The 20,844-nt window shown below is 72.3% G+C and carries 20 protein-coding genes and 1 tRNA gene; 10 read left to right on the forward strand and 11 right to left on the reverse strand.

The annotated features are described in order from the left end of the window. From IF09_RS0102545 to IF09_RS0102555, 3 genes are read left to right on the forward strand one after another with little or no spacing between them, the layout of a single operon-like run. A complete protein-coding gene (locus tag IF09_RS0102545) occupies positions 1-2,517 on the forward strand; it encodes a phosphoribosyltransferase (protein ID WP_234320871.1) in 2,517 nt (838 codons plus the stop codon). After that, positions 2,514-3,368: a hypothetical protein gene (locus IF09_RS0102550; protein ID WP_037633777.1), complete on the forward strand. Its 855-nt coding sequence runs from the start codon at positions 2,514-2,516 to the stop codon at positions 3,366-3,368. Before IF09_RS0102545 ends, IF09_RS0102550 begins: the two co-directional genes overlap by 4 nt. After that, positions 3,365-4,024, forward strand: a complete 660-nt coding sequence (locus IF09_RS0102555; protein ID WP_030291441.1) for an O-methyltransferase — start codon at positions 3,365-3,367, stop codon at positions 4,022-4,024. Before IF09_RS0102550 ends, IF09_RS0102555 begins: the two co-directional genes overlap by 4 nt. Positions 4,025-4,051: 27 nt before the next feature. Here IF09_RS0102555 and IF09_RS0102560 read toward each other — a convergent pair whose 3' ends face one another. The 3 genes from IF09_RS0102560 to IF09_RS0102570 form a co-directional block, all read right to left on the reverse strand. Continuing rightward, positions 4,052-4,258 carry an FmdB family zinc ribbon protein gene (locus IF09_RS0102560; RefSeq protein ID WP_030291442.1) on the reverse strand — a complete coding sequence of 69 codons (207 nt, stop codon included), beginning with the start codon at positions 4,256-4,258 and terminating at the stop codon, positions 4,052-4,054. A gap of 38 nt (positions 4,259-4,296) precedes the next feature. Beyond that, positions 4,297-4,836, reverse strand: coding sequence for a DUF4383 domain-containing protein (locus IF09_RS0102565; RefSeq protein ID WP_051832101.1), 540 nt, complete (start codon positions 4,834-4,836; stop codon positions 4,297-4,299). A 293-nt stretch (positions 4,837-5,129) separates the two neighbouring features. Continuing rightward, positions 5,130-6,374 (reverse strand): hypothetical protein, encoded by a 1,245-nt coding sequence (locus IF09_RS0102570; RefSeq protein WP_234320872.1) that lies wholly within the window; start codon positions 6,372-6,374, stop codon positions 5,130-5,132. 105 nt (positions 6,375-6,479) lie between these two features. Between IF09_RS0102570 and IF09_RS0102575 the strand changes: the two genes are divergently transcribed. Continuing rightward, positions 6,480-6,554, forward strand: a tRNA-Val gene (locus IF09_RS0102575). A 195-nt stretch (positions 6,555-6,749) separates the two neighbouring features. On the opposite strand, the gene IF09_RS0102580 is transcribed toward IF09_RS0102575, so the two are convergent. Further along, positions 6,750-7,046 (reverse strand): zinc-ribbon domain-containing protein, encoded by a 297-nt coding sequence (locus tag IF09_RS0102580; RefSeq protein WP_030291445.1) that lies wholly within the window; start codon positions 7,044-7,046, stop codon positions 6,750-6,752. Positions 7,047-7,418: 372 nt separating this feature from the next. Here IF09_RS0102580 and IF09_RS0102585 point away from each other — a divergent pair, with 372 nt between their 5' ends. Next, positions 7,419-8,048, forward strand: a complete 630-nt coding sequence (locus tag IF09_RS0102585; protein ID WP_234320873.1) for a TRADD-N-associated membrane domain-containing protein — start codon at positions 7,419-7,421, stop codon at positions 8,046-8,048. 15 nt (positions 8,049-8,063) lie between these two features. Further along, entirely contained in the window at positions 8,064-8,300 is a 237-nt protein-coding gene (locus tag IF09_RS0102590) for a DUF2277 domain-containing protein (protein ID WP_030291447.1), read from the forward strand. Between the two features lie 120 nt (positions 8,301-8,420). Here the strand turns inward: IF09_RS0102590 and IF09_RS0102595 are convergent, their stop codons facing one another. From IF09_RS0102595 to IF09_RS0102610, 4 genes are all read right to left on the reverse strand, one after another. Then, on the reverse strand, positions 8,421-8,930 hold the full coding sequence (locus IF09_RS0102595; protein WP_030291448.1) for a hypothetical protein: 510 nt from the start codon (positions 8,928-8,930) through the stop codon (positions 8,421-8,423). 176 nt (positions 8,931-9,106) lie between these two features. After that, complete coding sequence (locus tag IF09_RS0102600; RefSeq protein WP_078613018.1) at positions 9,107-9,727, reverse strand: DedA family protein; 621 nt, start codon at positions 9,725-9,727, stop codon at positions 9,107-9,109. 165 nt (positions 9,728-9,892) lie between these two features. After that, positions 9,893-11,560 carry an alkaline phosphatase D family protein gene (locus IF09_RS0102605; protein ID WP_030291450.1) on the reverse strand — a complete coding sequence of 556 codons (1,668 nt, stop codon included), beginning with the start codon at positions 11,558-11,560 and terminating at the stop codon, positions 9,893-9,895. A 165-nt stretch (positions 11,561-11,725) separates the two neighbouring features. Beyond that, positions 11,726-12,388 carry an HNH endonuclease family protein gene (locus IF09_RS0102610; protein ID WP_030291451.1) on the reverse strand — a complete coding sequence of 221 codons (663 nt, stop codon included), beginning with the start codon at positions 12,386-12,388 and terminating at the stop codon, positions 11,726-11,728. Positions 12,389-12,945: 557 nt separating this feature from the next. Between IF09_RS0102610 and IF09_RS0102615 the strand changes: the two genes are divergently transcribed. Together IF09_RS0102615 and IF09_RS0102620 are read left to right on the forward strand one after the other, a co-directional pair. Further along, complete coding sequence (locus tag IF09_RS0102615; RefSeq protein ID WP_030291452.1) at positions 12,946-13,539, forward strand: TMEM165/GDT1 family protein; 594 nt, start codon at positions 12,946-12,948, stop codon at positions 13,537-13,539. Positions 13,540-13,681: 142 nt separating this feature from the next. Further along, complete coding sequence (locus tag IF09_RS0102620; RefSeq protein ID WP_030291453.1) at positions 13,682-14,203, forward strand: DinB family protein; 522 nt, start codon at positions 13,682-13,684, stop codon at positions 14,201-14,203. A gap of 1,570 nt (positions 14,204-15,773) precedes the next feature. Here IF09_RS0102620 and IF09_RS0102630 read toward each other — a convergent pair. Next, on the reverse strand, positions 15,774-16,457 hold the full coding sequence (locus IF09_RS0102630) for an HAD-IA family hydrolase (RefSeq protein ID WP_030291454.1): 684 nt from the start codon (positions 16,455-16,457) through the stop codon (positions 15,774-15,776). A gap of 128 nt (positions 16,458-16,585) precedes the next feature. Next, positions 16,586-17,509: a peptidoglycan-binding domain-containing protein gene (locus tag IF09_RS41545; protein WP_158709898.1), complete on the reverse strand. Its 924-nt coding sequence runs from the start codon at positions 17,507-17,509 to the stop codon at positions 16,586-16,588. Between the two features lie 127 nt (positions 17,510-17,636). Here IF09_RS41545 and IF09_RS0102640 point away from each other — a divergent pair, with 127 nt between their 5' ends. Then, entirely contained in the window at positions 17,637-19,703 is a 2,067-nt protein-coding gene (locus IF09_RS0102640) for an MFS transporter (RefSeq protein WP_030291456.1), read from the forward strand. A gap of 38 nt (positions 19,704-19,741) precedes the next feature. Here the strand turns inward: IF09_RS0102640 and IF09_RS0102645 are convergent, their stop codons facing one another. Next, the gene (locus tag IF09_RS0102645; RefSeq protein ID WP_078613021.1) at positions 19,742-20,290 is read right to left on the reverse strand and encodes a GNAT family N-acetyltransferase; all 549 of its coding nucleotides are present in this window, start codon (positions 20,288-20,290) and stop codon (positions 19,742-19,744) included. Positions 20,291-20,396: 106 nt separating this feature from the next. On the opposite strand from IF09_RS0102645, the gene IF09_RS0102650 reads away from it, so the two are divergent. Then, entirely contained in the window at positions 20,397-20,792 is a 396-nt protein-coding gene (locus IF09_RS0102650) for a nuclear transport factor 2 family protein (protein WP_030291458.1), read from the forward strand. The last annotated feature ends 52 nt before the right edge of the window (positions 20,793-20,844 follow it).

Here is a 20,844-nt window from a genome sequence, read left to right on the forward strand (position 1 = left end):
TTGAACCCCTCGGACACGGAGAGAGGCAAGACGATCGACGCGGTGTGGTCGGGAACCTGGGTCGCGGACCGGCTGGGCGTACGCCTGGAGGAGGCCGGCGCGCCGGGGTCGCCACGGCTGGACGAGCTGCTCGGACTGGCGCTGCGGCGCAACCCGAAGCGCGCCCACCTGCTGGTCTCGCAGGTGCTGGGCAAGCACGTCCCGCAGTCCCCGGAGGCCGTCTACGCCGCCGGACACGGGCTCGGCGAGCGGGTCCGCACCCTGCTGGGCGACGAGGCCGCCTCCGCGGTGGTCCTCGGGTACGCCGAGACCGCGACCGGGCTGGGCCACTGCGTGGCCGACGGCCTCGGCGGCGCCCCGTACCTGCACTCCACCCGCCGCCCCGTGCCGGGCGTGGAGCCCGCCGGCGGGTTCGAGGAGGCCCACTCGCACGCCACCTCGCACCTGCTGCTGCCGGAGGACCCGAAGCTGCTGGCCGGCACCGGGCCGCTGGTCCTCGTCGACGACGAATTCTCCACCGGCAACACGGTCCTGAACACCATCCGCGACCTGCACGCCCGCCACCCCCGAGCGCACTACGTGGTCGTCGCCCTCGTCGACATGCGCTCCCCGGCCGACCGCGACCGGCTCACCGCCTTCGCCGCCGGGCTCGGCGCGCGCGTCGACCTGATCGCCCTGGCCTCCGGCACGGTGCACCTCCCCGAGGGGGTCCTGGCCAAGGGGCAGGCGCTGGTCGAGGAGTACGAGCGGCAGGGCGCGAGGGCGGTGGCCCCGGCCCCGGCTTCCGCGGCCCCCGCCGGGCGGGTCGTGCTGGACTGGCCCGACGGGGTACCCGACGGCGGCCGGCACGGGTTCACCCCCGAGCACCGCGTCCGGCTCGAGGCGGCCCTGCCCGCGATGGCCCGGCAGCTCGCCGACGCGCTCGGAGCCGAGCCCGGAAGGGTCCTCGTGCTCGGCAACGAAGAGCTGATGTACGCGCCGCTGCGCCTCGCGCGGGCCCTGGAGGAGTCGGGCGCCGCGGCCGAGGTCCGGTTCTCGACCACCACCCGCTCGCCCGTGCTCGCCGTCGACGACCCCGGCTACGCCATCCGCACCCGGCTCGTCTTCCCCGCGCACGACGATCCGGCCGACGGGCCCGGCGACCGGTACGCCTACAACGTCGCCGGCGCCGGGTTCGACACCGTCGTCGCCGTTGTCGACAGCCACGGGGACACCGGTGCGCTGGACGCTCCCGACGGGCTCCTCGCCTGCCTGGCCCCGCACGCCGGCCGGGTCCTGCTCGCGGTGGTCCCCTCGTACGTCCCCTCCGTGTCCCCCGACGTTTCCTCCGAGCGGCGGGAGCCGATCATGCCCGAGCCGGTCCTGCCCGAGCCCCTGCGCGGCCCCGCCTTCTCCTCGTACGCCCCGGAGGACTGCGGCTGGCTGCTCCAGGACCTCTCCGGCGTGGCGCTCGAGGCCCCCACCGAGGAGCGCGAGGAGGCCATCCAGGCGGGCGGCGCGCACTACGCCGAGTCGCTGCCCGTCGAGTACCAGCCGTCCCCCCAGTACCAGGAGCTGTACCGCAGCGCGCTGGCCGCGTCCGCCGCGCGCATGGCCCGGGCCGTCGGCACGGTCACCGAGACGGTCCTCGCCGAGCGGTCCCCCTCCCCGGTCCTCGTCTCGCTCGCCCGCGCCGGCACCCCCGTCGGCGTCCTCATGCGCCGCTGGGCCCAGGCCCGGCACGGCCTGGACCTGCCGCACTACGCCGTCTCCATCGTGCGCGGCCGCGGCATCGACCCCAACGCGCTGCGCTGGCTGGCCGCCCACCACGACCCCGCCGACGTGGTCTTCGTGGACGGCTGGACGGGCAAGGGCGCCATCACGCGCGAGCTGGCGGCGGCCCTTCGGGCCAGTCAGGAGGCGGGGGGCCCGGGCTTCGATCCGGAGATCGTGGTCCTCGCCGACCCCGGCTCCTGCGTGCGCACGTACGGCACCCGCGAGGACTTCCTGATCCCCTCCGCCTGTCTCAATTCCACCGTCTCCGGACTGATCTCGCGTACGGTGCTGAGGTCCGACCTGGTCGGGCCCGCCGACTTCCACGGCGCGAAGTTCTACCGCGAGCTCGCCGGAGCCGATGTCTCCACCGGCTTCATCGACACCGTCGCCGCCCGCTTCGACGAGGTGGCCGAGGCCGTCGACGCCGAGGTCAAGGAGCTCCTCGCCACCGACCGCACCCCCACCTGGGAGGGCTGGACGGCGGTCGAGCGGATCAGCGAGGAGTACGGCATCCACGACGTGAACCTGGTCAAGCCCGGCGTCGGCGAGACGACGCGGGTGCTGCTGCGGCGCGTGCCGTGGAAGATCCTGGCGCAGCGCGGCGCCGGGGCCGACCTGGACCACGTACGGCTGCTCGCCGAGCAGCGGGGCGTGCCGGTGGAAGAGGTCGACGGACTCCCCTACACGTGCGTAGGACTCATCCACCCCCGCTTCACGCGCGGCGCCACGGGCGCCGACGGAAAGGCCGTGACCTCCAAGTGACTGTCCTGGTAGCCAGTGATCTCGACCGCACGCTCATCTACTCGGCGGCCGCCCTCGGCCTGACCATGCCCGACCCGGTGGCCCCGCGGCTGCTGTGCGTCGAGGTGCACGAGAGCAAGCCCCTGTCGTTCATGACGGAGACGGCCGCGGCGCTGCTGGCCGAGCTGAGCGCCGATCCCGCGGTCGTCTTCGTCCCGACCACGACCCGTACGCGCAAGCAGTACCAGCGCATCCGCTTCCCCGGGCGCCCGGCACCGTACGCGATCTGCGCCAACGGCGGGCAGCTGCTCGTCGACGGCGTCCCGGACCGGGACTGGCGGCGCCGGGTGGCGGCGCGGCTGGCCGAGGAGTGCGCCCCGCTGGAGGAGGTCCACCGGCACCTGCTGGCCACGGCGGACCCGGCGTGGCTGCGCAAAGCGCGGGTCGCGGAGGACCTGTTCGCGTACCTGGTCGTCGAACGCGCCCTGGTCCCGGACGAGTGGGTCAAGGCGCTCACGCAATGGGCCGACGGCCGCGGCTGGACGGTCTCCCTCCAGGGCCGCAAGATCTACGCCGTGCCGCGCCCGCTGACGAAGAGCGCGGCCATGCACGAGGTGGCCCGCCGTACCGGCGCGACCACGACGCTCGCGGCCGGCGACTCCCTGCTGGACGCGGACCTGCTGCTGGCGGCGGACGCGGCCTGGCGCCCGGGCCACGGCGAGCTGGCCGACGCGGGCTGGAGCGCGCCGACGGTCACGCCCCTGACCATGGCCGGCGTCCTGGCCGGCGAGGAAATCGTGCGCGCTTTCGCCCACGCGGTCGCCGCGGAGGGTGTCCGGCCGGGCGGTGAAGTCGGCACACTGGGCGCATGACCAAGGGCAACAGCACCAAGATCACTGACGAGCTGTACCGCTACATGCTCGACCACAACCCCCCGCTGGACGAGATCCAGCGGGGGCTGGTGGCGACGACGTACGAGAAGTTCCCGGACGTGGCCGGGATGCAGTCGGCCGAGGAGCAGGGCCCGCTGCTGGCCTTCCTGGTCCGGCTGACGGGCGCCCGCCACATCGTGGAGATCGGCACCTTCACCGGTTTCTCGACCCTGTCGATGGCGCAGGCGCTGCCTGCGGACGGCACGCTCGTCGCCTGCGACGTCTCGGAGGAGTGGACCGCGTACGGCCGCGAGGCCTGGAAGGCGGCGGGCGTCGCCGACCGGATCGACCTGCGGATCGCCCCCGCGCTGGACACGCTGCGCGCCATGCCGCAGGAGCCGCACATCGACATGGCCTACGTGGACGCGGACAAGGAAAGCCAGATCGCGTACTGGGAGGAGCTCGTGCCGCGGCTGCGCCCGGGCGGGCTGATCGTCACGGACAACACGCTGTTCCACGGAACGGTCCTGGACGAGTCCGCCAAGGGCTCGGCTGCGGGGGTGCGCGCCTACAACGACCACGTCGCGGCCGACTCCCGCATGGAGTCGGTGTTGCTGGCGATCTCGGACGGCATCACCCTGTCGCGCAAGCGCTGACCCTGACGCTGACGGGGAACGGCCGGGTCAGCAGCAGCCCCCGCCACCGCAGCAGCCCCCGCCGCCGGCGGGCGCGGGGGCACTGCTGGTCCCGCCCACGGCGACGGCGGACAGCAGCCTGACGGTGTCGGCGTGCCCGGCCGGGCAGTCGGCGGGAGCGGACGACTCGGCCATGGGACGGCTTACCTCAAAGGTGTCGTCGCAGGTCCGGCAGCGGAATTCGTAACGAGGCATGGCCCAAGGCTACAGAGCGGGACGGCCCCGCCACAGCCTCAGAGCCCGTGAAGGGCGGCCGCGCGGGCCCGGTCCTCGCGTGCGGCCTGCTGGGGATTGCGGGCGCGCCAGTACGGATTGTCGTGCGGGAGGGCGCTGCCCACCCGCCCGTACATCCCGAACCACATCAGCATCACCCCGACGATGAAGCTGAACAGCACGTTCTGGATCCTGAAGGCCAGGAAGTTCAGGCCGGTGTCCAGCAGGGCCAGGTTCACGAACCCGCTCGCGATGAAGGCCAGCCCCAGCACGATGTTGAGGGTCGAGGCGAAGTTCCCGCCGATCACCATCCCGACGAAGAGCAGCAGCCCGATGCAGATCGACAGGACGCTCAGCGCGCCGTTGGTGTTCAGCGTGAGCACCCGGTCGCCGCCGGTGTCGAAGAACCCGATCTGGTCGATGAGCCCGAGGATCCCGAAGGCGACCAGCAGCAGACCCGTCAGGCCCGCGCCCACCCGGTACACCTTGCTGAGCTTGTGGTCGGAAGGCAGGTGCTCGTCGAGCCGGGCGTTGACGGGATGCGCGATGCGCCGCACCAGGTAGGGGACGTGCGGTGCGGGGAGCTCGATCGGCGCGTGGGCCACGTACGGCGCGTAATGCTCATGGGGCTCGTGGCACCCGTAGGCCGCGTGCGGAGCGGTCGCGTGCGAAGCGGTCCCGGGCGGCGCGGTCCCGGGGGAGGCGCTCGCGCGGGGTGCGCTCGCGCGGCCCGTGTCCGGCGCACGAGAGGCACGAGAGGTATGCGAGGTATGGGCAGCCATCACGCCCTCCTAGGGCTCTGTTCCAGCCACCTCCAGCATCCGCCGATGCCCCCTCCGCGACAAGCGCGGCCTCAGCCGCTCCCGCGCCGCCCGCGGAGGTCGGAGACGACCCGGCCCACGTCTCCCCGCACCTGCTCCATCTCCTGAAGGAAATGCCAGTAGTCGGGATGCCGCTCCTCCAGCCCGGCGAGCGCCCGTTCCATCCGGGCCACCGCCTCGTCCAGCGGCCGCGCATGCCGCGGATCGGGCACACTGCGGCCCTCCATCGCCAGCCGCTGCGCATCCCGGATCGCGAACCGGGTCCGCTGCACCTCCGCCTGCGGGTCCCGCGCCACCGCCTCCAGCCGCGACAGCCGGTCCTGCGCGGCCGACACCGCCTCGTCGGTCGCATCCAGCGCACCCCGGACCGACTCGACCAGCGCCCCGACGTCCGCCCAGCGCTGCTCCTCCCGCGCCCGAGCGGCCTCCTTCAGCTGCTCCTCGGCCCGCGCGACGTCCCGTACGGCCTGGTCCGGCACATGCTGCAGGTCCTGCCAGCACGCCGCGCTGAACCGCCGACGCAGCTCACTGAGCACCGGATCCACCCGGTCCGCCCGATTGCGCAGCGCCTGCGCCCGGGTCCGCAAGCTCACCAGTCGCCGGTCGATCTCCGCCGCCCGCTCCGGGAGCCGCGCCACCTCGGCCCGTATCGCCTCCGCGTCACGCAGGATCCGGTCCGCGCGCTGCACGGTCTCCTGCACCCCGTGCTGCGCGGCGCCCTGGTTCAGCAGGGTCAGCTCCGGCCCCAGCGCGGCCAGCCGCGCCGCGAACTCGTCGGCCCGCATCCCCTTGCCGCGTACGTCGTCCAGCGCCGTGCTCGCCGCGAGCAGCGCCGCCCGGGCCCGCTCCCGGGCGGGCGCGACCCGCGCCAGCTGCGTCTCGGCCTTGTCGAGCAGCGGCTGCAGCCCCTGCGCGAACCGGTCGAGCTCGCCCTTGACCCGTACGAGCTCGTCCCGCGCCCGGGTCAACTGCTCCCGTGCCCGCGCGGCGACGGACCCCTCCAGGTCGGCGCGGTCGAGGTCGTGCGCGTCGACGGCCTCGATGTACACGTGGCTGACCTGGTCGATCCGCTGCCCGAGCGCGGCGAACCCCTCCCCGGCCTGCCGCGCCGCGGGCGACCCGTCGGCGGCCGCGATGGTCTCCATGGAGATCCGCAGATCCCGCTGCGCGGTGTCCAGCTCGTAGAACGCGGCCGCGGCGGCATCCTTCGCCGCCTGCGCATCCGCCCGCCGACTCTCGTCCCGCCCACCGAACCACCGCCGGGATGCCGTCGTCACAATCCCTCTCCCGTACCGCCTCCGCCATGCCCCGGTCCATTCTCTCCCACGGATGCAGGTTTGCGTGGGGGGTGCGCCTGCCATGTAGGCTGTCCACTCATCCACGGGTGTGTAGCTCAGGGGTAGAGCGCTGCTCTTACAAAGCAGATGTCGGCGGTTCGAAACCGTCCACGCCCACCAGTACAAAGGCCCCCAACCGATCATGGTTGGGGGCCTTCGTCAACTGGACCGGGACCGCCGGGCATCGGCCACGATCAACGCTGCGAACCGCTTCCGGGGCGCTTCCGTCGCCGAGGCGGCGTCGCGCGCCCGGGGGCGGACCGGAAGCGATGACCTGGCAGGCACCTCCCGGCGGGGGAAAGCGTAGGCGATCGATCAGGCTCCGGGGTGCTGGTACGGCTGCTGCGCCCACCCGTACGCCTCACCGCCGGGAGCCCCTGCGGCCTGTGCCTGCGACTGCTCGGCCCATTCCTTGGGCACCTCCTGCTCCATGCCGCAGAACGTGCACTGGGTCGCATACTTCGTGGAGACCGGGAACAGCGGCACGAAGAACAGCGTGAACCTGGTGACGTGCTTCCGGACCGTATGCGCGGCAGGGTTGCCGCAGTGACGGCACGTCAGCATGAGTATCGTGAGCTGGTACAGGTAAGTCCTGGTGCCAAATATGATCATCAGTTCGGCCCTTCTGGGCTCCGTGCCTCCCGCCGGGCGGGGGACGCCGACCGAGATCCTCTCTCCCATTTTCCCAGGCAGCCCCCAGGGCCGCTCAGGGACTCGACCCGCCCTGCGGATGAGCCCCCGACCTGCTGCTTCACATCCCACACCCAACGCCGGGTGGAGCGAAGCGTCGTCCTCTGCGTGGTCAGGACGCCGAGCTGTGTTCTCCCCACGGTGTGGGCCCGCGCGGGACCTGCAAGGGAGCCGGGGCGCACGGGGCGGCGCGTCGGCACGTGGCCGGATCGGGTGCAACGGACCGCCGTGACCGGGTAGTTCGTTGTTGCGGCAGCCTTGACGGGTTGTTGAGCGCCCGGGGATCGTCGGGGGATGGGCGAGTGGGTGGTGGGGGGCGTCGTGTTGCTGGCGATCGCGGCCGGCGGCGTGGCGTACGTCGTACTGGACCGCATGGCCGGAGAAGGGTTCGAGCGGCGGCGGGATGACGAGCGGGCGCGGTTGTTGGCGGGGGTTGCGGAGCCGGCGGCGGTTGTCGGGGATCCGAAGTACGCCGATGTCGGGGGGATACCGGCCGGGCGGGAGGGGCACGGGGACGCCGGGTTCACGTCCGTGCTCGTGGAGTACTACGCGTACGGGCTGACGCAGGCGCGCAGCAGCTTCGCCACCAGCCAGCGGTTCGCCGGGGCCGGCGCCGCCATACTGCTGCTCGGGGTGGCGCTGGCCGTGTGGAAGGCCGAGAGCAGCGGGGATCTGTACCTCGGCGTGGTCATGAGCTCGGTCGGCGTCGTCGTCACGCTCGTCGGGCAGCTGTTTCACCGGCGGGCCGACATCGCGCTCAAGCACATGGCCCAGCAGACCGCCTCCCTGCGCGAGGACCGGAGGGCCGCCGCCGCCATGCAGCAGGCCGTCGCGTTGCTCGACGAGGTCTCGGATCCCGTGCTGCGGGCGCGGTTGCAAGCCGGTTTGATCATGAAACTTTCCGGGGCCGAGCTGCCCCGGTAGCGGGATAGTGGGGGTATGTGCCGTTCCATTAAGACCCTGCGTCCGCCCGTCATCCCCGAGAAGGCCACCGAGGAGGAGATCCGCGCCGCCGCGCTGCAGTACGTACGGAAGGTGTCCGGGTTCCGGGCGCCCGCCGCGCACAATCAGGAGGTCTTCGAGGCCGCCGTGGACGCGATTGCCGAGGCGACGCGGGACCTGCTGGACGGCTTGCAGGTCAGAGGCGCGCCGGCCACCGCCACCGTCACCGCCTAGGCTGCCCCGTCTGGTGTACCGGGACACCGCCGGGCACGGCCGCTGTGGGCTGCCACCCGCGCTGATGGACGGGCCCCGCGGATCCGGGTGGGCGACCGGCGGTCAGGGGGCGTTCCGGCCTTACGACATGCGGCAGCGGCGGCGCAGGACCCAGATGCCGGTGCCCAGTGCGCCTGCCGCCATCGTGCCGCCCAGAGCGATCCGACCGGGGCTCATCGCGCCGATGCTGCCGCCCAGCCCGCCGCGGGCCGCGCCGCTGGTGACCTGGAGGGAGATGGTGACGCGCTGGCCGCCGGCGCCGCCGCACTCGAAGGTGACGGAGTGAGCTCCGGCGTTGGCGTTGCTGAAGACGGTGGCGTTGCCGAAGAGGTTCGTGGCCTCGAGGTTGCCCGGGGTCAGCCGTACGTCGCCGAACGCGCTGGACGAGGCCAGGCCGGTCTTGGTCCCGCAGCCGGTGACGTTCAGGCTGACCCGGCCGCCGGGGGCGACGGCGGTGGGGGAGACGGTGGCGGTGGGGGAGGCGGCGTAGGCGACCGTGAGGGGAGCGGACGCGGCGAGGACGAGGGTCGCGGCCGCGACCCTCGCCAGGAGGCGGCGGTTCGGCAGCAGGGCGAGCGGCGTGGCGGGCATGGAGAGAACTCCTCGGGCTCCTCGAAACAGCACGGCCACGCCACGGATGTGACGCGGATTCGGTTGCGCACCGTGCTCTGGACGCTAGGAGCCCGGGCCCGGGGCGGCGATCGGGGCCGGGTGAACGGGTGAGCCGTTGCTCCGCCCGGGGGAATCGGTGGGCGCGAGGCTGCGGGCTACGCCGGTGTCGGGACGGGGCGGCGGACCACGAAGGCCGCCAAGGCCCCCGCGGCGAAGAGAGCGATCACGGAGACCGCGGTGCCGAGCCAGGCGGCGCCGAGCCACTGGGTGCCGAAATAGCCCAGGGCCACGCTGTACCCGGCCCAGGCCATGCCGGCCAGCACCGACCAGGGCAGGAACTCCATGACCTTGCGGTGGGTCTTGCCCGCGCCCAGGGACACCACGGAGCGGCCGGCCGGGGCGAAGCGGGCGATCACCACGAGGGCGCCGCCGCCACGGGCCAGGGCCGTGCCCAGGCGTTCCTGGGCCCGGGTGAGGCGGCGGGACCGGGCGAGGACGCGGTCCAGCCGGGCCCCGCCGCGCCGGGCCAGCCGGAACGCGGCCATGTCACCCAGTACCGACGAGGTCGTGGCGATCACCAGCAGCGCCAGGAGGTCCGGCACCTGAGCCGGAACCGGCACCGGCCCGGCCGCCCCAGCGGCTGCTGCCGCCGCCGCAGCGGTGATCACCAGAACCCCGCTCGGCAGTACCGGCAGGAAGACGTCGAGCACGACGGACAGCGCTACCACGGCGTAGATCCATGGGCTCGTGGTCAGCGACCCCAGAGTCTCAAACAAAGCGGGACTCCCCAGTCCGATTGACGTGCTTCGGCATGAAGCGCCGCGACGTCGCGGGGGAGCGGCAGGGGCGGCTTGACAGCCATACAGCGTACGCCTGGCGTCCGCGCGCCGTACGCCCGGGGGCTTCCCGGGCCCGCAGTGTGTCAGCCCCGTCCGTTCGTCTCAGTCAGCCGCCGTCAGCCCGCGGTCCAGCACCGTCACCAACCGGGCCCGCCGCTGTCCCTTCCGCGCCTTGTGCGCCTGGTCCAGCCGCAGTCGGGCCGACCGGCCCGCCAGCGCCAGCGTCATCAGCTGGTTCCCGAACCACGGTCCACCCGTACGACGCCAGCTCAGCGGCGGGCGACCCGTCCGCCCGTGCCGCGAGAACCCGCGACCCAGCCACCGCCCCGTCCGCGACCAGCCCAGCCGGAAACCCCACTTCACCGCCGTGTGGACCGAGTTGTGCACCGGCGAGCACGTCAACTGGAACAACCGCGCCGTACTGGGTATTCGGGGCTCGGCCACGTACGCATGATGCACGTCCCCGGACAGCACGCACACCGTCGCCGGCGCCCGCGGCCCCGTCCCGACCTCCTCGATCAGATCGCTGAGCGCCGCGAACGAGGCCGGGAACGCCGCCCAGTGCTCCAGATCGCTGCGCCGCCGCAGATCCTCCCCGATCCGCGCCCACCGCGGCCCCCGCTCACCCCGGCACAGCGCGGCATTCCACGCCTCCGCATCGTGTATCAGCGGCGGCATCAGCCACGGCAGCGACGAACCGATGAGGAGGTGGTCGTAACCGCCGTGCCCGGCGAGGGCGTTGTCGCGGAGCCACTGCTGCTCCGCCGGATCGAGCATCGCCCGCCCGTCTTCGGCCAGCACCCGCGCCGCCCGCGTATCCACCATCAGCAGCCGCGACCGGCCGAAGTCGCGCCGATAGCTCCAGCGCACCGAGCCCGGATCGGCATCCGCCGCGGCGGCGAAGGCCCGCAGCGCATCCGTACCGTCAGGGGACGTGCGCACGGCCTCGTACAGCGGGTCGGCCGCGAGCTCGGCCGGCGAGAGATTCCCCAGGTGCTGGTACACCCAGTACGACATCAGCCCGCTGACCACCCGCTCCTGCCACCACGGCGTCGCCCGCATCTCCGCCAGCCAGGCAGCGCTCGTGTTCCAGTCGTCCACGACGTCGTGGTCGTCGAATATCTGCAGGCTGGAGACGGTGGAGAGCAACCAGCGGATCTCCGGGTCGAGCCAGGACTCGTAGTACAGCCGCGTGTACTCCTCGTAGTCCGCGACCTGAGCGCCGGGAGCCTCCCGCAGATCCCGCCGGGCCGCGAGCCACCGCCTCGTCTCCCGGGACAGCTGATCCGCGTACACCTGATCGCCCAGCAGGAGCAGCACATCCGGCCGCACCTCATCCGGATCGGCGGCCAGCCGTGCCGCGAGGGTGTCCAAGGCATCCGGACCGTGCGGCCCGTGCCGGTCGGCCGGCGGCGCCGCCTGCCGGCACGACCCGAACGTCACCCGCAGCCCCGGGGCCGGCCGCCCGGCCGCCGTGACCGCGGGCGTCGTGATCGTGCTCGGCGGGAAGGCCGTCCCCGCCGGCGGCCAGACCTGCACGCCGTCGAGCCGCACCTCGTACGCCGTGGTGCTCCCCGGGGTCAGGCCGGTCACCGGCACCAGGGCGTAGTGGTGCCCGGCGACCTGGAAAGTAGGCACGCTGCCGCCGGCCCCGTCGGCGCAGCGCACCTCGGCCGTGCACGGGCGGTCGGCCTCGACCCATATCGTGGCGCAGCCGCCCGTGTCCCAGTCGACATAGCGAAGCAGCGGCCCCAGACGCAATCCGGCCATGCAACTCCCCCTCCTCCGTAGCGCCTTCGATCACGGTACGACGGGGAGGGGGAGCGTGGCCTCCCCCTGGCGGGGGAGAAGCCGGGTGAATGGCCGACGGGCGGTCCGGCCTCGGGTTTCGCCGTCCGGTTCAGCCTCCGGTTCGGCCTCCGGGCCGGTCGGGTCTCAGCAGCCGTTGAGGATGTTCACCAAGGCCGTCTTCTCGCCGGAGTCCATGCTCAGAGCCCAGTACTGCTTCACCTGGACCCACATCCGGGCGTACGTGCAGCGGTAGGCGGTCCGCGGCGGCAGCCACTTGCCCGGGTCGAGGTCGCCCTTGGCCTGGTTGACGTTGTCGGTGACCGCGATGAGCTGCGGGCGGGTGAGGTCGTTGGCGAACTGCTGGCGCTGGGAGGTGGTCCAGGAGGCGGCCCCGGAGCGCCAGGCCTCGGCGAGCGGGACGACGTGGTCGATGTCGAGGTCGGCGGCGGCGGTCCAGGTGGCGCCGTCGTACTCGGAGTACCAGCTGCCGCTCACGGAGGCGCAGGCCGAGTCGGTGACGACGTTGACGCCGTCGCGCTTGAGGACCGTCTCGCGGGTGTTGCAGGTTCCGGAGACGGTGCTCCAGTGCGGGAAGAGGCTGCGGCTGTAACCGCTGAGGGAGCCCTCGGTCTTCGGCGTGACCGTGGCGAGGTAGGAGCGGGCGGCCGCCGCGCTGATGGGGGTGGGCGGGGAGGCCTGGGCGGCGGGGGCGTTCACGAGGGAGGTGAGGGCGGCGAGCGTGGCTGCTGACGCGAGCACCCCGATTCGACGCGCGTAGACAGTTGATATGAGGGTTTTGAGGGCCATGAGGGGGCTCCCTGGGATGGGGGGTGTGGCCGGTCGGCCCCGGAGGGGCGCGGCCATGGTGGCGGCGCCAGATTGCGTGGCGGCGGGCGCAAGGTTACAGGTTTGCGACATGGGCACGTCAGGTGTGGGAGGAGGCAACTCGACGGAAATAAGCGGAAGTTGTACTTCCGAGGGAGGGTGGTGGGGGGTCTAGCCGGGTGCGCTGCAGCGTGAGTGGCCCGGGTGCGGCGAGCAGGGCGGAGCCCGAGGGGCGGGACCAACGGCCCATTTCGGGCGGCGGCAGCCGTCGCGTATCCTTTGGAGAGCAGAAGGGGAGTAGCTCTTCGCCGGACCGTCGACATACTGCTGGGTCACCCAGCCGGCGCCCGGAGGCAGGCCGCACGCAGCGGCCGGCCAGCGAGACCTTCGGCCGCAGTGTCCTGTACCTGTCCATCTGCACCCGTCCACACGGGTGCGTGGACGCCGTCAGGGCGCCGCCGAGCCGAAGCGACCCCTGAAACACCCCAGGTCTCTCGGTACCGATGGCGTCCTGCCCGACCGATTGAGGTTCCGCCCCCGTGTTCAGCAGCACCTTCAGCATCACCGTCACGGCGATCGCCTTCGGAGTCGTCTTCCTCGCGGAACTCCCCGACAAGACGGCCCTCGCAGGCCTGATGCTCGGCACCCGCTACCGCGCCTCGTACGTCTTCGCCGGGGTTGCCGCCGCCTTCGCCGTACATGTCGCACTCGCCATCGCCGCGGGCAGCGTGCTCACCCTGCTCCCGCACCGGCTCGTCCAGGCCGTCGTCGGAGTCCTCTTCCTCGCGGGCGCGGCCATGCTGCTCCTGAAGAAGAGCGACGGGGACGAGGCGGTCAAGGCACCCGCCGACCAGTCCTTCTGGAAGGTCTCCGGGGCCGGATTCATGCTGATCCTGGTGGCCGAATTCGGTGACCTGACCCAGATCATGACCGCCAACCTCGCCGCACGCTACGACAACCCCGTCTCGGTCGGCATCGGCGCCGTCCTCGCCCTGTGGGCGGTCGCGGGCATCGGAATCCTGGGCGGGAAGACCCTCATGAAGTACGTGCCGCTGCGCCTGATCACGAAGGTCGCGGCGGGCGTGATGGCAGCGCTGGCCGCGTTCTCGCTGTACGAGGCCATCGCGGGCTGACGGGGCTGCGGGCGGGGCGCGGGATATCCCGTTGCGGTAGGCGGACGTACGGGGCACGCTCGCGGGCGTGATCGACAGCACTGACTCCGCGTCCACCGCCGCACCCGGTCCCGGCCCCGGGCGACGCTTCGGCTGGTCCAACATGTTCGTCCACCCCGACGAGGACACCCGCACCGATGGCGGGTTCCAAGGCGAACGCGCCATCCTCGCCGGCTACCTGCGCGACCAGCGGCTGACACTGGAGCTGAAGTGCGCCGGACTCGACGCCGAGGCGATGGCGCGCCGGTCGGTGGAGCCGTCGAACCTCTCCCTGCTGGGGCTCGTACGGCACTTGGCGGGCGTGGAGCAGTACTGGTTCCGCCAGGTGATGGCCGGCGAGGACGTGCGACGGCACTACCGCTCGGCGGAGGACCCGGCGGCGGACTTCACGGAGGCGGTGGCCGACCCGGCGGTCGTGGCGGACGCGTGGGCCACGTGGCGGGCCGAGGTCGCCTTCGCGGAACAGCTGGTGGCCGCGGCCCCGGACCTGGGCGTCGTGGGCGACGGCGGCGGTCAGTCGATGGAGCTCCGCGAGGTCATGGTCCACAGGAGCGAGAACCCCCCCCGCCACAACGGCCATGCCGATTTCCTGCGGGAGCGGATCGACGGGCGGGTGGGGCAGTAGGGGGTGGTGCGGTGCAGCGGTGTGGTGGGGGTGGCGGGCGGTGCGGCGGGGTTTGCGTGCTCGGCGGGAGCGGAGCGGTCGGGATGTCGGCGGACCGGGCTCCGTCCGCACGGCGTCGGAGGTGTGTCCGGGGGCGTCCCGTCAGTCCACTGTCCTTCCGTGTCGTGCCGGTCCGTCAAGGGCGCTCCTCCTTCGTCGTCGCGTCGCTTCGCGATGGCCTTCCCGGAATGCCAACAGACTGCCGGGACGCCCCCGAAGGATGGCCGGGGGGTTCGGATTCCGACCTACCCAGATCAGAGATGCCGAGCAGGGGCTCCTGGTCATCCGGAGCCAGTCCCCAGGACCACGGAGGTGGAGCAGGATGGGGCCGGGGGGAGGCCACGGCACCCTGAAGGGCCCATAGGAAGCACCTTCCGGGCCCGGGCAGGGTCAACCTGCACCAAACAGCGGCCAGATGACCGGGCCGGTAGGAGTGGGCCCGCAGGCGCCCCAGTTCGCTACGCGCTCCGCCCGGCTTGGCGTCCGGCGGCCGTCTGGGGTTGGGCATAGGCCGCCCACGACCGGTACACGCCGGCCTGGGATGCGACTGCGAGTCGTTTGTGCCGTTTTGGCGCCCGATCGAGACGTGAATGGGTGCTTGTCGGAGTGAGAGGTTGAGAAATCCGGCATCTGACTCCGTCTGGCCCCTCTTTCGCTCCCAGACGGCTCGCAGGCGCCCCTCGTCCAGGATCGGCGGGACGGGCGCCCGAAAAGATCGATTTGGTGGTGCGTGGGCGGCTTACGGTATGTCCAGCCCAGACGGCCGTTGGACGCCGAGAGATGGGGAGCGCGTAGCGATCTGGGGCGCCTGCGGGTCCACTCCTACCGACATGCGCATCTGGTCGCTGTCTGGTGCGGGTTGACCCTGCCTGGGTCCGGAAAGTGCTTCCTATGGGCCCTTCACGGGGCGTTCCTCTCCCCGCGGCCCCGTCGCTGGCCAGACTCGGTGACCCCGGGGAATGGGGTGCGGATGGACAGGGGCTCCTGCTCGGCATCGCTGATGCGCCATGGCCTGGACATGAACCTCCCGGCCATTCCTTCGGGGGCTTCCCGGCAGTCTTTGGCATTCCGGGGTGGGCCGGGCCGTCAAGGGTGGAGCGCAGCGACATCGCGAAGCGACGCGACGAAGGAGCGCCCTTGACGGCCCGGACCGCACCGGAAGGACAGTGGACTGGCGGGAAGCCCCCGGACACTCTCCCGACGCCGAGTACGCGAACTCCGACCCGGAGGTTCCGTCTGGCGCTTCCGGCGCGGAGCTCAGATCCCGCCCCCGAACTCCCGGCCAGCCTCACCGGTGCGGAGTGCAGCACAGCCCGCGCCCCGGACCTCCCGGCCAGCCTCTCCGAAGCCGGGTGGGCAGTCCCTGCCCCGCAGGCCCCGGTCGCCGTCCCCGCGCCGAATGTGGGGACCCAGCTCCCGAGGTCCCGACCCGCCTTGAGCGCGGCGTACGCGGACCGGCCCCCGAAGCCCCGCCGGCTCTTCCGTCGCCGAGCCGGCGCCCCGCGCGAGCCTCAGGCCGCCGGCGCCAGCCTCAGGCCGCCGGCGTCAGCGCCAGGTGGATCGAGCCGTCCGGGGTGGTGGTCACGCGGACCGACGTGAGGTCGGGGACGTGGGCCGTCGGGGCGTGGGCCGCGGCGCGGGGGCCTATGCCGATCACGCGCATACCCGCAGCCCGGCCCGCGGCGATGCCTGCTGCGGAGTCCTCGAAGACGATGCAGTCGGCGGGGTCCACGCCCAGTTCGGCGGCGCCCTTGAGGAATCCCTCGGGGTCGGGCTTGCTGGCCTGGACCGACTCGGCCGTGACCCGTACCTCGGGCATCGGCAGGGCGGCGGCGGTCATCCGGGCCGTGGCCAGGGCCGCGTCGGCGGAGGTGACCAGGGCGTGCGGCAGGCCGTCGATCGCCGCCATGAACTCCGCCGCTCCGCCGACCGGGACCACACCGTCGGTGTCGGCGGTCTCGCGGGCGAGCATCACGGTGTTCTCGGCGTAATTGAGCTCCATGGGGCGCTCCGGCAGGAGGATGGCCATCGTGGCGTAGCCCTGGCGGCCGTGGACCACCTTGAGGGCCTCCTGCGGATCCAGCCCGTGGGACACCGCCCAGTCGCGCCAGCAGCGCTCGACCACCGCGTCGGAGTTGACGATGGTGCCGTCCATGTCCAGGAGCAGGGCCTTGGCGGTGAGGGCGACGGGTGCGGTGGTGGTGCTGGCCGACATCGGCGGTGCTCCAGACGGGGCGGGAAAGAGAACAAGCGGTTCCGCCCACCGGTCAGGGAATGCGGGCGGAACCACTTTGTTTCCACACGATACAAAACATGGGGCGGTCCGCGCCACTCCGCCACGAATCAGCCCGTGCCCTCCAGTGCCCGACGGGTCTCCGGGCCGTACACGCCCCATTCCTCGTCGATGTAGTTCTGCCACTGGAACTCGGAGACTGCCCTCTCCGTACGGTCATCGAACTTGCCGTTGATCCGCCCGCGGTAGTAGCCCTGCCCCGCCAGGAGCCGCTGCATCTTCTCCACCTCCGGGCCCGAATCCCCGTACCTCAGCGTCTGTGCCGGCGGCGGTGGTGCCTGGGTGCGCGGCTTGCTGCTCGTGCCCGTCGGCCGGGTCGGGGACGAGGGCGCCGAGCTGCGAGAGGCCGTGGGCGAAGCGGAGGGGGACGCCGACTTGGAGGCGCTCGGCGACAGTGAGGCCGAGCGGGACGCGCTCGTGGGGACCGGCTGCGTCGGGCCGGCCGGAGCCAGGCTCACGGCGGGCGCGGACGGCTTGGCGTCCAGCAGGACGGTGTCGCTGTCACCGGAGCGCGGGAGCATCCCCAGCGCCAGGGCCACCGTGCCGACGGCGACCACGGTCCCGGCGCCGGCCAGGACCGTCGGGAGCCGCCGTCGGCGGGACGGGCCGGTCCGCTTCTCGGGGCCCCCTCCCCCTCCCCTCCCCCCGCCCCTCGTGCCCGTCGCCGCGGTGGCAGCCCGGAGCTGGACCGCCTCGGACGGCCACAGCGCCTTGGGCGGCGTGTCCGGCCAGGCCACGGGTGTGCCGTACGCCGGGGTGTCGTCCCCCGGCGGCGCCTCGGGGGGACGGGCGTACCCGCCCGCGGGGCCGGCCACCACGCCCCGCACCGGGTGCGGGGGCGGCGGATCGTCGGACTGGCCGGGGTCGGGAAGCGTCACGTACGGACGGATGCGCAGTGGCTCGAAACCGGCCCCCGGCGCGCACCCGCAGTCGACGCCCACGGCGCCGCATTCTGGACAGCGCTCAGCGCTCACTGGAATCCCTCCCTGGCCATTGCCTGCGATTATGCAGATCCTCCGGGGCCTGCCCAACCCGCCCGAGAGGCCATATCCGGCCACACCGCTCAGGATGGACATGTTGATCCGGCCCGAGGAGGAACGGATGGCTCAGGACGTGACCACGGATGCCGCGGACCCCGCTCCCCACGCGCAGAACTCCGGCCCGGCCGCCGAACACACCTCCCGCGAGGTCCTCGTCTCCATCGGCGCCCTGCTGCTCGGCCTGCTCATCGCCGCACTCGACCAGACCATCGTCTCCACGGCCCTGCCGACGATCGTCAGCGAGCTGGGCGGGATGGCGCACCTGTCCTGGGTCGTCACCGCGTACATGCTGGCCGCCACTGCCGCCACGCCGCTGTGGGGCAAGCTCGGCGACCAGTACGGGCGCAAGAAGCTGTTCCAGGGCGCCATCGTGCTCTTCCTCATCGGATCGGCGCTCTGCGGGATCGCCCAGGACATGCCGCAGCTCATCGGGTTCCGCGCCCTGCAGGGCCTGGGCGGCGGCGGACTGATCGTGCTGTCGATGGCGATCGTCGGCGACATCGTCCCGCCCCGTGAACGCGGCAAGTACCAAGGCCTCTTCGGCGCCGTCTTCGGTGCGACCAGCGTCCTCGGACCGCTGCTGGGCGGTCTGTTCGTCGACAACCTGTCCTGGCGCTGGGTCTTCTACATCAACCTCCCCATCGGTCTCGTCGCGCTCGTCGTCATCGCCGCGGTCCTGCACATCCCCGTGCGGCGGTTGAAGCACACCATCGACTATCTCGGCACCTTCCTCATCGCCTGTGTGGCCACCTGCCTCGTGCTCATCGCTTCCCTCGGCGGCACCTGGGGCTGGGGCTCGGCCCGGATCATCGGCCTGGCCGTCGTCGGCGCCGTGCTGCTCGGCGCCTTCCTCCTCGTCGAGCGGCGGGCCGTCGAACCCGTCCTGCCGCTGGGCTTGTTCAGGATCCGCACGTTCACCCTGTGCTCGGTGATCAGCTTCGTCGTCGGGTTCGCGATGTTCGGGGCGATGGTCTACCTGCCGACGTTCCTCCAAGTGGTCCAGGGCGTCTCGCCCACGATGTCCGGCGTCCACATGCTGCCGATGGTGCTCGGCATGCTGATCTCCTCCACCGCGTCCGGCCAGATCGTCAGCCGCACCGGACGGTGGAAGGTCTTCCCGATCGCGGGCACGGCCGTGACCGCGATCGGGCTGCTCCTGCTGCACCAGCTGCAGCGCACCAGCGGCACCTGGGAGATGAGCATCTGCTTCTTCGTCTTCGGCACCGGGCTGGGTCTGGTCATGCAGGTGCTGGTGCTGGTCGTGCAGAACGCCGTCAGCTACGCCGATCTCGGCGTCGCCACCTCCGGTGCCACGTTCTTCCGCTCCATCGGCGCCTCCTTCGGTGTCGCGATCTTCGGGACGGTGTTCACGAACCGGCTCGACGGCAAGCTCGCCACCGCCTTCGCCGGGCTGCCGGTGCCGCCCGGTTCGGCCGCGCTGGTGGAGGCCGATCCGCGGGCCATCCAACGGCTGCCCGCCGACCTGCAGCCCCGCGTGCTCGACGCGTACGCCTCGTCCATCACCGACGTCTTCCTCTACGCGGTGCCCGTCGTCCTCCTCGCCTTCGTCGTCGCCTGGTTCCTCAAGGAGGACGTGCTCCGCGCCTCGGTGACCGCGCCCGATGTCACCGAGACCCTCGCCTCCAACCCCGTCCACCGCTCCTCCCGCGACGAGGTCGCCCGCGCGCTGACCGTCCTCGGGACGCGCGAGGGCCGTCGCCACGTCTACGAGAAGATCACCGAGAAGGCCGGCTTCGACCTGCTGCCCGCGGCCAGCTGGCTACTGCTGCGGATCAAGAAGTACGGGTCGGCCGAACCCGCGATGCTCGCGGAACGGACCACCGTGCCGCTGAAGGTGATCACGGACGCGGCCCGCCAGATCGAGGAGCGCGGACTCGCCGTACGGGACGGACTGCCGCTCGTCCTGACCGGGCGCGGGCGGGAGGCCGCCGAGAAGCTGGCCGAGGCGCGCGAGGAGTCGCTCGCCGAGCTGCTCGGCGACTGGTGGGGCCCGGACCGCCCGACCGACCTGGTCAAGCTGGTCAAGGAGATCAATGCGGAGCTCTGCGGATCCGACGCCGAGGAGCCCTACGACTCCGCGCCGCGCCGGGACCACGCCGCGCACTGACCCCGACGGGCAGGCAGGCGGCAGGGCGCCGGCCGGGCTCAGACCAGGGGCTTCTCGAACCAGTGCTCCGCGTACGGGCCCGCGTTGTACGCCGGTATCTCCGCGTACCCGTGCCGGGCGTACAACGCTCGTGCCTCCACCAGGTCCGAGCGGGTGTCGAGCCGGACCCGCTCGGCGCCCAGCGCACGGGCCTCGTCCTCCAGTACTCCGAGCAGTGCCGCCCCGCCGCCGGTGCCGCGGGCGCGGGGGTCCACGTACACCCTGGTGAGCTCGGCGGTCACCGGGTCGAGCAGCCGTATGCCGCCGCAGGCCAGGGGCCTTCCGTCCAGCCGGCCGACCGCGAACTGGCCCGTCGGCGGGACGAGGCCGTCGTCCGGGTCGTCTCGCAGGCCCTCGTCGATCTCGGCCTCGGTGACGGAGCGTTTCCAGTACCGGCCGGCGACCTCCGCGTAGTACGCGCGGCGCAGCGCGACGGCGTCGGCCGTGGCGAAGTGCTCGGCGACCACGGTCCAGTCGCCGGCGGTCCGGTTGCCCGCCCCGCGGGGAGCGTCGGCGGTGGAGCTGTTGCTCGCGTTGTTGATGTTCATGGCGCCATTGTGGAGTCCGTGCCCGTTTCGCCGCGTGGAATATCCACAGGTACGGACCGATGATAGGAAAAGACGCATATCACTCAGATGGAGGGCGTGAAACGCCATGTCCGAGCACCCTGACGCTGCCCTGATCCGCCGCGGTTACGAGGCCTTCGGAAAGGGCGACATGCAGACCCTGGGCACGCTGATGACGGCCGACGTCATCCACCACGTGCCCGGCAGCAACCCGCTCTCGGGGCACCACAAGGGCCGTGAAGCCGTCCTCGACCTCTACCGGCGGTTCGGCGAGGAGACGAACGGCACCTTCCAGGTCGATCTGCACTCGGTGCTGGTCGACGGGCGCGGCCACGGCATGACCTTCCACACGGCGCGCGGCGACCGCGGCGACCACGGGATCGAGATCCAGGGCGGCCTCTTCTTCACGATCGTCGGCGGGAAGATCACCGACATCGACCAGTGCACGCAGGACATCGACGAGGAGGACCGTTTCTGGGGCTGATCCGCCCGTCCTGGAAACAGCGGCCGACTTCCCCGGCCTCCTCGTCCCGCCT

Source organism: Streptomyces katrae, from assembly GCF_000717655.1.
Lineage (GTDB): Bacteria > Actinomycetota > Actinomycetes > Streptomycetales > Streptomycetaceae > Streptomyces > Streptomyces katrae_B.